At 68.6% G+C, this 9738-nt stretch carries 11 protein-coding genes and 1 pseudogene; 7 read left to right on the top strand and 5 right to left on the bottom strand.

What is annotated here, in order from left to right; all coding sequences use genetic code 11:
* Positions 1-38: 38 nt before the first annotated feature.
* Positions 39-617, bottom strand: a complete 579-nt coding sequence (locus tag AB0G14_RS33850; protein ID WP_357704578.1) for an MFS transporter — start codon at positions 615-617, stop codon at positions 39-41.
* 443 nt (positions 618-1060) lie between these two features.
* A complete protein-coding gene (locus AB0G14_RS33845) occupies positions 1061-2209 on the bottom strand; it encodes a transposase (RefSeq protein WP_357704576.1) in 1149 nt (382 codons plus the stop codon).
* A gap of 24 nt (positions 2210-2233) precedes the next feature.
* On the opposite strand from AB0G14_RS33845, the gene tnpA reads away from it, so the two are divergent.
* From tnpA to AB0G14_RS33825, 4 genes and pseudogenes are all read left to right on the top strand, one after another.
* Positions 2234-2665 carry an IS200/IS605 family transposase gene (tnpA, locus tag AB0G14_RS33840; protein ID WP_357704574.1) on the top strand — a complete coding sequence of 144 codons (432 nt, stop codon included), beginning with the start codon at positions 2234-2236 and terminating at the stop codon, positions 2663-2665.
* 287 nt (positions 2666-2952) lie between these two features.
* A complete protein-coding gene (locus AB0G14_RS33835; protein WP_357704572.1) occupies positions 2953-4254 on the top strand; it encodes a low temperature requirement protein A in 1302 nt (433 codons plus the stop codon).
* Positions 4255-4522: 268 nt separating this feature from the next.
* Positions 4523-5002, top strand: a complete 480-nt coding sequence (locus AB0G14_RS33830; protein WP_357704570.1) for a hypothetical protein — start codon at positions 4523-4525, stop codon at positions 5000-5002.
* 11 nt (positions 5003-5013) lie between these two features.
* Positions 5014-5343 (top strand): annotated as a pseudogene (locus tag AB0G14_RS33825) (histidine kinase); the annotation flags it as partial.
* 267 nt (positions 5344-5610) lie between these two features.
* Here AB0G14_RS33825 and AB0G14_RS33820 read toward each other — a convergent pair.
* On the bottom strand, positions 5611-5976 hold the full coding sequence (locus tag AB0G14_RS33820) for a hypothetical protein (RefSeq protein ID WP_357704580.1): 366 nt from the start codon (positions 5974-5976) through the stop codon (positions 5611-5613).
* Positions 5977-6364: 388 nt separating this feature from the next.
* Between AB0G14_RS33820 and AB0G14_RS33815 the strand changes: the two genes are divergently transcribed.
* The 3 genes from AB0G14_RS33815 to AB0G14_RS33805 all read left to right on the top strand — a co-directional run bounded on the left by AB0G14_RS33815 (position 6365) and on the right by AB0G14_RS33805 (position 8363).
* The gene (locus AB0G14_RS33815; protein ID WP_357704568.1) at positions 6365-6988 is read left to right on the top strand and encodes a hypothetical protein; all 624 of its coding nucleotides are present in this window, start codon (positions 6365-6367) and stop codon (positions 6986-6988) included.
* A gap of 123 nt (positions 6989-7111) precedes the next feature.
* Positions 7112-7576, top strand: a complete 465-nt coding sequence (locus AB0G14_RS33810) for a helix-turn-helix domain-containing protein (protein WP_357704566.1) — start codon at positions 7112-7114, stop codon at positions 7574-7576.
* A gap of 199 nt (positions 7577-7775) precedes the next feature.
* The gene (locus AB0G14_RS33805) at positions 7776-8363 is read left to right on the top strand and encodes a metallophosphoesterase family protein (RefSeq protein ID WP_357704564.1); all 588 of its coding nucleotides are present in this window, start codon (positions 7776-7778) and stop codon (positions 8361-8363) included.
* A 135-nt stretch (positions 8364-8498) separates the two neighbouring features.
* Here AB0G14_RS33805 and AB0G14_RS33800 read toward each other — a convergent pair whose 3' ends face one another.
* Positions 8499-9071: a dihydrofolate reductase family protein gene (locus AB0G14_RS33800; RefSeq protein WP_357704562.1), complete on the bottom strand. Its 573-nt coding sequence runs from the start codon at positions 9069-9071 to the stop codon at positions 8499-8501.
* Between the two features lie 309 nt (positions 9072-9380).
* Positions 9381-9738, bottom strand: a 358-nt coding sequence (locus AB0G14_RS33795) for a winged helix-turn-helix domain-containing protein (RefSeq protein ID WP_357704560.1), incomplete at its 5' end; no start/stop codon positions are given.

Here is a 9738-nt window from a genome sequence, read left to right as displayed (position 1 = left end):
TCCACTCCACAACCGGAGGCCTTCACCTGCCTACGACATCAGATCGTGTCGTCACACAATCTCGACCAACGTCCCTGGGCAGTACAGCTAGGCCGGGACGAACGCATGATCCACATGGCGATGCCGCTTGCCATGGTGGTGAACAGCGCGACCGTGGCCACCAGCACGTGGGCCAGGAACACCGTCCGCCAACTCATCGCCTGCGCCAGCATGCCGCTCGCGACGGGTCCGAGCAGAAGAGCGGCGCCGAGCGCGAGGCCGAGCGCCAGCCGGGCCCGGGAGCGCCAGCGGACCAGTTGACTGGACAGGGCGAGGGCGGCGCCGGCCACGGTTCCGGCACCCAGCCCGACGATCACCCGCCCGACCGCCAACAGTGCCGCCCCCGGCGTGAACGCGCTCACGACGCTGCCGATGATCAGGAGTGCCAGCGCAGGCAACGCGATTGCGGTGGGCCACCGCCGGCCGAGCAGGTAGCCGGGCGCGACCAGGGCCACCGTTGCCACCACGTACTGTGCGACCACGGTCGCTGTCATGCTCGCGGTGGACAGTCCGAGGTCGCGCGTGATCGCGCTGACCAGCGGTCCGATGGGCGCGGTGAGGAGTCCGGCCGCGAGCAACGCACTAAGCGTTGGGCCAGCAAGCGACCAGAGCGGGCGAACCATCGATGGTCGGGCCTGTGCGGGGTATCCGGGCGGGATCACGCGGTGAGTGTATGGACCTGACCCTCGGTCGCCAATACCTCGCCCAAAGCCCGGCGGGAGCCGCTCCGCCGTGGGCGGCAGCGTCCCCGTCCACGAGTGTCCGCCGTGATCGTCACCCAGTTTGTCACTCACCGACTCTGGGCCGCTCCGAGCAAACGCCTACCATCCGGCCTTGTGGTGGAGGGGTTGTTCTGGGCAGCCGCCATGCCGCTCTGCGGTCTGCTGGGTTGTCTGGTTCCGTGCGCCGTCCTAGCGGCGTTGGCCACCTGGCCCAGAATCGTGGATAGGGGTCAGACGGTCAGCTTCTCGGGCCTTGAAGGGCCGAGCTTGCAGATCGTGCTCGATGCTGGCTGTATCGGTCACGCCGCGTTCGGCAGGCTGACTGCTGCCCAGTCCGTAGCACCGCGTGTGGCGATGTTGCGGGCTGCGTTCACGTCGGCGTGCTCAGCGAAGCCGCAGGACGTGCACCGGAAGGTGGATTGGTTGGGGCGGTTGGCTTTGGCGATGTGCCCGCAGGTGGAGCAGCCCTGCGAGGTGTATGCCGGGTCGACGTGAACGAGGGCCAGCCCGACCCGGGCTGCTTTGTAGGCGATGAACTGGCCGAGTTGGTGGAACGCCCACGTGTGCAGTGTGACCCGCTGGGGCCGTCGGAGCCGTACCCGGTCGCGGATGCCCGTGAGGTTCTCCAGGGCGATGCCGCGGTCGGTGCGTTCGGCCTCGGTCACGATCTGCTTGGCGATGCGATGGTTGGTGTCGGCCGCGAACCGGGCTTCCTTACGGCGGCGGGCCTTCAACAGCCGCTTGGCCGATTTGGTGCCGATGCGTTGGAGCTTGGCCCGTAGCCGCTGGTTACGGTGACGCACCCGGTTCAAACCCTTGCCGCAGTGCCGGGTCCCGTCGTTGGTGGTGGCGATGTTCGCGATGCCCAGGTCGACGCCGAGAAATCCGTCAGGCTTCTTCACCTCGACATCAGGGATGTCGCAGGTGGCGTACAGGTACCACTTGCCGTCACGGTGCACCAGATCGGATTCGCCCTTGCGGTGGGCGGACAGCACCGCGTACTGCTGCGCGGAGCAGCCGAATCGGATACCGGCCTGCCGCCCCGCGATGGTCCAGATGGAGACCATGCGGGTGGGCATCTGCCAGGACAGGCAGCGGTCGTCGAACGGCTGCGCGGCGTCCCGACGGAATCCGATCGGCTTCGCCTCGGCCGTGCGGCGGCGTTTCGACCCGGGCTTGCCGAGATTACCGGCACGGATGTTGGCGTTCAGGGTGGCGTACGCGCCGGCGACCTTACGGGCAACATGGATCGCCGGCTGAGCCGACAAGCCCAGGGCCTTCAAACGGCCGTAGGTGAGTCGCTGGAGCGTCTGCTTCGCGTGGATTCGCCGCTGGAACGCCTCCACCGAGGCGAGATTGGCGGCCTCGTTGCACAGGCTCAGCGTGTTCCGCAACGCCGCCTCCTGGCCGGCGTTGGGGAACAGGCACACCTGCACGACGACCTTCACGTCCACAGTCTAGCGTTCTTGTCTATGTCACCCCGATGGACCCCAGATCCGGATATCCGCCGCGGTCGGAGCGTCGTGCACGACCTGCACGTGCATCTTGTCTTCGTCACCAGGTATCGGCGGGACGTGCTCGATGACGCCATGCTCACCCGGTGCGGGCACATCATGGCTGACGTGTGCGCCAAGCTCGGTGCGGAACTGCGGGAGTTCAACGGCGAAGACGACCACGTCCACGTCCTCGTCCACTACCCGCCGAAACTGTCGATATCGACCTTGGTCAACAGACTCAAGGGCGTCTCCGCGCACTACCTTCGGCAGGAGTTCACCGGCCGGATCAACCGGCACATCATGCACGGCCACCTGTGGTCGCCGTCGTACTTCGCCGGATCATGCGGTGGGGCACCCCTAGCCGTCATCCGCGAGTACATCGAAAATCAGAAACGTCCAGGCTCGTGACGCGATTCCTCCCGGCCCTGAAGGGACCGGGATTCCTCGCTAAGGCCACGTTGAAGCGGAACCAAGAGCCGCTAGCCCGCCACCAGCGGTAACAGCCTTCGACACTTGTTCACAGGGTGTTCTCGGCTGTCATCGTTGGTTGCTGGTTGACGACGTTTCACGCTGTCTTGTGCCCCGCGCCCAGGCGACTCCTTGGGCCCAGGCAACGATCATCTCGGCGAAGAGGTCGACCGTGATCAGTGATTCGGGCATCTTCGGTGTGGCCAGCTGTCACACTCTGCGCTGTGGTGAGTGAGAACGACGGGGCGTCCGATGGCAGGTCAGTGCGGGCGCCGCGCGGCATTCGACCGCTACGCGAGGGCGTCGGCGTAACCAGCGTGGAGCTCTTTTTCGATCTGGTGTTCGTCCTCGCGTTCATCCAGGTCGTTGCGTTGATGGAAGACGACTTCACCAGTCACGGCGTGCTGAACGGAATGCTTGCGCTGGCCCTGTTGTGGTCGACGTGGTCCATCTATGCCTGGTTGGGCAACAGCCTCCAGGCTCGGGTCGGGCTGATCCGGATCGCGCTGCTGTTTGTGACGGTGGTCACCCTTGTGATGGCGGTAGCGGTCCGGCAGGCATTCACCGACCTCCGTGGCGCGGCTCTCTCCGGCCCGATGGTGTTCGTCGCGTGCTTCGTGGTCGTTCGGCTGGTGCATCTGGCGCTGCGCTGGTACGCCATTCCAGGCACGGGCCCGCGGGTCGTCCTGCTGATCGCCGCGCCACTGTTTGCCGCCTCCGTCCTCCTGTTCTCCGCCGCCGTCGTGCCGCAGCGACTGTTCCACGACCCGTGGCTGGTCAAGGCGAGCCAGACCGGGCTCTGGATGCTCGCCATCATCACCGACTATGGCCGCGCCCTGGTGATGCGGTCGTGGGGGTGGCACATCATCTCAGCCCGGCACTGGGCGGAGCGGCACGGCCTCATCGTGCTCGTCGCCCTTGGCGAGTCGCTCACAGCGGTTGGCCTGATCAGTAGCAGCGTGCCGATGGCTGGATCGCTCATCGCGGCCCTCGTCTTCGCCATCGTTACCGCCGCCGCATTGGGCTGGACCTATTTCGACGTCGTCGCGATCGCCGCCGAGCGGACGCTGAGCCAGAACCCCGTCCAGCGCCGGGTCGCCTACGCCCGCGACGCCTACAGCTATGTGCACCTGCCGATGATCGCCGGCATCATGCTGCTCGCCCTCGGACTGCACAAAGTGGTGACGATCATCAAAGACAACGAACTGCACTATTCGGCCGCGCGACTGGAGGGCCTGGGCCTCTACGCCCTCTACGGTGGAGCAGCTCTGTTCCTGCTCTCCCACGTCGGCTTCCAACTGCGGATCACGCGCCTGCTCAGACGGGTCATCTGGCCGCGACTGATTACCGTAGCGCTGCTGGTGGCGCTCATCCCGGCAGCCGGCCAGCTTTCGGCGGTGGTAGCGCTCGGCTTGCTGGCGGCTGTCTGTGTCAGCCTGGTCATCACGGAGGTCCTCGTCGCCGGCGGGCGGCGTAAGGAACTGCGCGAGGCCGCTCTGGCCGGAGGCTTTGAGCCAGAAGGCCCCTAGATCGGCCCGGCGCCGCCCAAACTCCGCATGACCTTGCGCTCGGGTGTCGCTGGCCCGCCCGCCACCTTCGCAGTAGCGCCCGCGCTACCGCCGCAACCGGCGCCGCCGCGTTACCGTTCCGGCATGCCGGCACCCGAGACGCCACGGCCGGCCCTGGCCGGGCCTCCATGGCGCTTTCTCGCCTCATCGTGGCCGTGGGCGTTCCTTCGGCTACCTGCTCACCACCCCGCTGGTCGGCGCCGCCCTGGCGCTGCTGCTCGGCGCGGTGATGGCCGGCACCCTACTCAGCCCGGTCTGGATCGGCGTCGTCATGCTGTCCTCGCTGCCGCTGATCGGCGTGGCGGTGGGCGCGGGTGAGCGGCATCGGCTACGGCTGATGCGTGGCCCCCGGCCAGCGGCCCCTGGACAGCCCGCACCCGGCGCTGCCGGACGCGAACTGGTGGCGGCGGGCCCGCTACCGGCGCCGCGAGCCCGCCGCGCTGCAGGCGCTGGCCTACACCGCCCTGTTGGCGCTGCTGGTCAGCTGGCTGGACCTGCTCCTGCTCACGCCAACCCTGCTGGTGACCCTGGTCCTGGCCACGTCCCCGGCCCTCGCCCGGTACGACACGGTGAGCGTGCTCTGGTGGCGGGCCGACAGCCCGCTGGAGGCGTTGCCGCTCGCGCTCGTCGCGGCGCCGGTGTGGAAGCATCTGGTCGGGTCCGATTACGCGTGGGACCGCTTCGGCCTGGAGGTTCTCGACGTCCGTAGCCGCCTGGTTCGTGCTCAGCGCGTACGTGCTGACCACCGCCGCCGCCGCGCAGGCCGACCTGGCCCGCCTGCTGCTCGGTCCGCGCGGGGACGAGTTTCGGGCACAGGTCGCGCAGTTGCGCCGGTCCCGGCTGGACCTGGTGGACGCCTTCGAGACCGAGCGGCGCCGGATCGAACGCCACCTGCACGACGGGGTGCAGCAGCGGCTGGTGGCGCTGACCCATGACCCTGGGCCTGGCCAAGTACCAACTGCCCGACGGGCCGGGCCGCCGCCTCGTCGGCAAGGCGCTGCCGAGGCCGAGCACGCGCTGGCCGACCTGCGGGACGCGGTGCGCGACATCCATCCCCGGGTCCTCGTCGACCACGGCCTGGCGGCAGCGGTGAACGAGGTGGCCGACCGGCTGCCCACGCCGGTGGCCGTGGACATCCACCTGCCCGGCCGGCTGCCGGCGCCGGTCGAGGCGGCCGCGTACTTCGTGGTCAGCGAGGCGTTGTCCAACGTCGCCAAGCACGCCGGGGCGACCCTACCTGCGCGGTTGACGGGCGGGCCGCACCTCCCGTGCGAAGGTGCGGCTGCCGTCATGCTGGCCGGTGGCGTGCCGATGGTGTCAGGTCCGCGAGGTATCCCAGTTGCCGCAGATGACCTGGTTGAACGTCCCGTACCGGCTGCAGACCCGGATAGTGATGTACCGGTTTTCCGCCACGTCCTCGTCACAGCCGATCCGCCCGCCGATGCTGTCTCCGCAGTAGCCGGTACGCCCGTAGTTGGTGTACCACTCGGCGTACGACGCATAGACGCCGGGGTATTCTTCGTAGGTGAAGTGGGTGAGGGTGATGTAGTCCCCGTTGCTCTGGAAGTTCGCCGACCCATATCCGTTGTACGAGTAGGCGTCGGCGCTTGCCGGTGTGGCTACGCCCAGTACGAGCGCGAGGGTCGCCGCCGCTAAAACGGCCGCTGTCCGTATCGATTTCATTCACTTCTCCCTGCTGTCGGCGAGTCCTGCCCTGCTCTGGTCCAGAAACCTCGAAGGATTACCGTCGATTCTTGTGGCTCCGGCCGTAATCATCCGGCGTATCCAAGTAGCAGCGCCCGGCGCGGTGCTTTCTCTCGTTCGGCCACCAGCATCGACACTTACCGCGGTCGCGACGCCGTCGGTCCAATCGAGATGATTGTTTGACCTACGTTCCGCATCGGGCAACACCGTTCGGCCCTAGCCGAAGGGTCCGGGTCGGGGCCTACGCCCATCGACGGCCTTTCGTAGGGTCAGGTAGCAACGTGCGGCCGTTCCGGGGGCCAGCATCCGAATCCATTTCACCGCGGACGATTCGGCCCGTGCGGACCGCTGGGGCGGGACCGGGTCAATGGCCGACCGGACCGGGCGCCCGCGGCTGATGATCGCGTTCGCTGCGGGCGCCGAACCTCGTCCGCCGGCCGCTACCGTTGCCGGCACGGGTCAGGGAGGTCTATCAGTGCTCACGGTCGTCAGAACCGCGGACACACCGCCAGCCGAGCGGCGCGAACGGTGGCGGTCCATCGTCTGCGACACCCTCGGCCCGCTGGACATGCGGATCGACCCGGATGTGCCGTTGGACGGTGAGATCACGACCGGACGGCTGGGCGATGTGGGCGTGGCGAACGTTCGTACCAGCACGCCCCATGGTGTCCACCGAACGCCCGGCCTGATCCGCAAGGGTGACGCGGACCTGTACCGTGTGGTACTGCCGATCAGCGGTCACCCGCGCCTGACCCAGGACGGCCGGGAGACGGCCCTCACCCCCGCCACGTTCGGCGTCTACGACTTCAGCCGCCCCTACGATCTGGTCTACACCGACGCGGTGGAGCTGGCGGTGTTCGGGTTTCCGCACGAGCTGCTCCCGGTCCGGCCGGGCATGGTTGCCGGGCTCACCGCGACGGCGGTGCCCGCAACCGGGGTCGGCGGACTGCTCGCCCCGATGCTGGGTCGCATCGCCCGGGAAATCGGCTAGTACGATCCGACCACCGCGGCACGGCTGGCAACGATCCTGCTCGACCTGCTGGGCACCGCACTCTGCGAGTACACCGGGTACTCCGACCCGGTCGAGTCGTCACAGCAGGCGCTGCTGTTCCAGGTGAAGGCCTTCATCGAGCAGCACCTGGGGAACACCGACCTCACGCCCGCGGTGATCGCCGCGGCACACCACGTCTCGCTGCGCCAACTGCACCGGCTCTTCGCTCCGGAGCAGACCTCGGTCGGCGCCTGGATCCGTCAGCGGCGCCTCGACCGTTGCCGCAAGGACCTCGCCGATCCGGCACAGAGCGGCCTGACGGTCGGCGCCGTCGGGGCCCGGTGGGGTCTGCCCGATTCTGCGCACTTCAGCCGGCTGTTCCGGGCCGCCTTCGGCGTGCCACCCAGCGACTACCGGCGCATGTCGCTCAACCCTGTTGCCGCCAGTCAAACTCTCGGCGCCCACGTCCACGATCCGGTCGCCGTGCGTGGCCACACTGACGGTCACCATCGCGACCCGACCGTCCCAGGTGGTCGCCTCCGGCATGAGGATCGACTGCGATGGCTGAGTCCGCCCGCCGGACCGTGAACCCCGCATGGCACGCCGCCGCCAAGGGGAAAGGACCGGCATCGCGATTCGGACCCGTGGAACGCCTCATCGTGCTGTCCGACGTACACGCCAACGTGCCGGTGTTGACGGCGGTACTCGTACGCTCGGCGGACCTGGTCGTCTTCTGCGGCGACCTGACCTGGGGGGCGGAGCCGCAACGGACCGCCGAAGTCGTCCAGTGGCTCGGAACCGGGCGGTGTTGGTGCGCGGCAACGCCGACCGCGCCGTGGTGGAGCTGGCGCGCGGTGGCCGAGCCGCCGCTTCACCGCGCGACGACTGGATGCCCGCGCAACACTCCACCGCGACCCTCGACTGGCTGGCGGCGTTCCCGTTCACGGTGTTCATCGAGGTCACCGGACTTGGCGCGGTCCGGTTCTGCCACGGCTCGCCACTCAACGACACCGAACTCCTCACGCCCAGCACGACACCCGAGCGGCTGGCAGGGATCCGTCCCCTGTTCGCCGAACCGGTGCTCGCGAGCGGCCACTCGCACATCCAGTTCGACCGGACCGTGGCCGGCCTGCGTAACGTCAATCCGGGTAGCGTGGGCCTGCCGTACCACGACGGCGTACCGGGCACCGCGTACTGGGCGCTGTTCGGTCCGGGCGTCCAGCTATGGAGAACCGGGTACGACCCGGCCGCTGCGATCGCGGGGTGTCACCGCGCCGGCGATCCGGCCGCGGAACGGACCGCCGGCCTGCTCACCGCGCCGCCGACCATCGCCGAGGTGACCGCCCACGCCGAGAGTCTGGTGTTCTCCGACTGACCCGGGCGGTCGCGCGGCAGCACACCACCTCGATGCCTGGCGGCGCGGTGCTCGCCGCCGCACCGGCAACCGACAGGCGCGCTCCTCGCTCCGCCTCCGAACGTGGCGAGTCATTCGCTTCGCCGGCGACGTCGTTCAGGCCGATGTCGCAGCCGCGCCCTGCTCGTTGACCGGTGCGTAGGTCAGCACCACGACGCCGGACTGGAACGTGGTGGTGTCCAGCAGCCGGAACGACGCCATCCCGTCGCCGCCGGCGAACAGGCGCGTGCCGTCCCCGACCACGACCGGGTAGGTCACCAGGCGTATCTCGTCAATCAACCCGTGTGGCAGCAGCCGGGTGACGAGCGCGTTGCTGCCGAAGACGAGTAGATCCCCGCTCAGGTCGGTCTTCACCTTCCCGATCCGGGCGGCCGGGTCGTCGGCGATGACCGTCGTGTTGTTCCAGGTGGGCTCGCCCAGGGTGGTGGACACGACGTACTTGGGCATCGTGTTCATCTTGTCGGCGTATCCCGCCTCGTCGGTCATGTTCGGCCAGGACGCCGCGAATCCTTCGTACGTGACGCGGCCAAGCAGCAACGCCTCGGCGTCGTGCAACTGGCGCAGGCCCTGCTCCATCGAGTCGGCACTTGCGAACTGGAACGCCCAGCGATCCGGCCGTTCAATGACACCGTCCAGTGTGGTGAACATCGAGACGACGAGCTTACCCATGGCGATCCTCCAAATAGTCGGCGCGTGTAGCGAAGTGACGGCATAAGTTTGCTCGCCGGCACCGGTCGAGTCTTGGACGTGCGCGCCAAGGACTTGACCAGCCGCGCCACGTGGACGCGACACCGGGCGGAAGCGCTGTTCGGTTGAAGGTCCGGAGCGGAGGCAGGCGTCGAGGCGGTCGATGTCGCTGCGCTGTCCGGTGCTGCCGGTCGGGTCGGTCCCGCCCGCGCTCGGGCATGATCTACGAGGCCACGCAGCCGGGATCGCGACCGTCCTCGGGGCCGCGCCGGCCGACCTGGCACCACTCCCCTACCGGACGAACGACCTCGGCCCCGTCCGCGGAGGTTGGCGGCCCTTGTGCTGCACGGCCAGGCGCTCCGCGACGGCAGTCGCCTGGGACGGCGCGGCGACTGTTCCGCTGAGCATCTGTTCCCCCAGCGCGGTGAGGTGGTGCCGCACGGTTCGACCTTGACGGACGGTGAAGACGAGCCCCGCTCCGCGAAGCACCGTCGCGTGCTCGCTGGCGCTCGCAGGTGAGATCGCCAACCGATGGGCGAGCTCTCCGGTGGTGCAAGGCGCGGTACCGATGCTGCGCAGGGCGTAGGCCCGGGTGCGGCCGACAAGGTCGATCAGCGCGGGCAGCCGGTCCGCTCCGGCGGGCTCGGCC

This window comes from Micromonospora sp. NPDC023814, from assembly GCF_040639595.1.
Lineage (GTDB): Bacteria > Actinomycetota > Actinomycetes > Mycobacteriales > Micromonosporaceae > Micromonospora.
Note: the sequence above shows the minus strand (reverse complement) of the source record. Positions and strands in the feature narration are given on the sequence as shown.

Bases quoted from the DNA above. Each gene is read 5' to 3' on its own strand.
- AB0G14_RS33800 (WP_357704562.1), bottom strand. From the start codon at position 9,071: ATGGGTAAGCTCGTCGTCTCGATGTTCACCACACTGGACGGTGTCATT.
- AB0G14_RS33820 (WP_357704580.1), bottom strand. From the start codon at position 5,976: ATGAAATCGATACGGACAGCGGCCGTTTTAGCGGCGGCGACCCTCGCG.
- AB0G14_RS33815 (WP_357704568.1), top strand. From the start codon at position 6,365: ATGGCCGACCGGACCGGGCGCCCGCGGCTGATGATCGCGTTCGCTGCG.
- tnpA (WP_357704574.1), top strand. From the start codon at position 2,234: ATGTCACCCCGATGGACCCCAGATCCGGATATCCGCCGCGGTCGGAGC.
- AB0G14_RS33830 (WP_357704570.1), top strand. From the start codon at position 4,523: ATGGCCGGCACCCTACTCAGCCCGGTCTGGATCGGCGTCGTCATGCTG.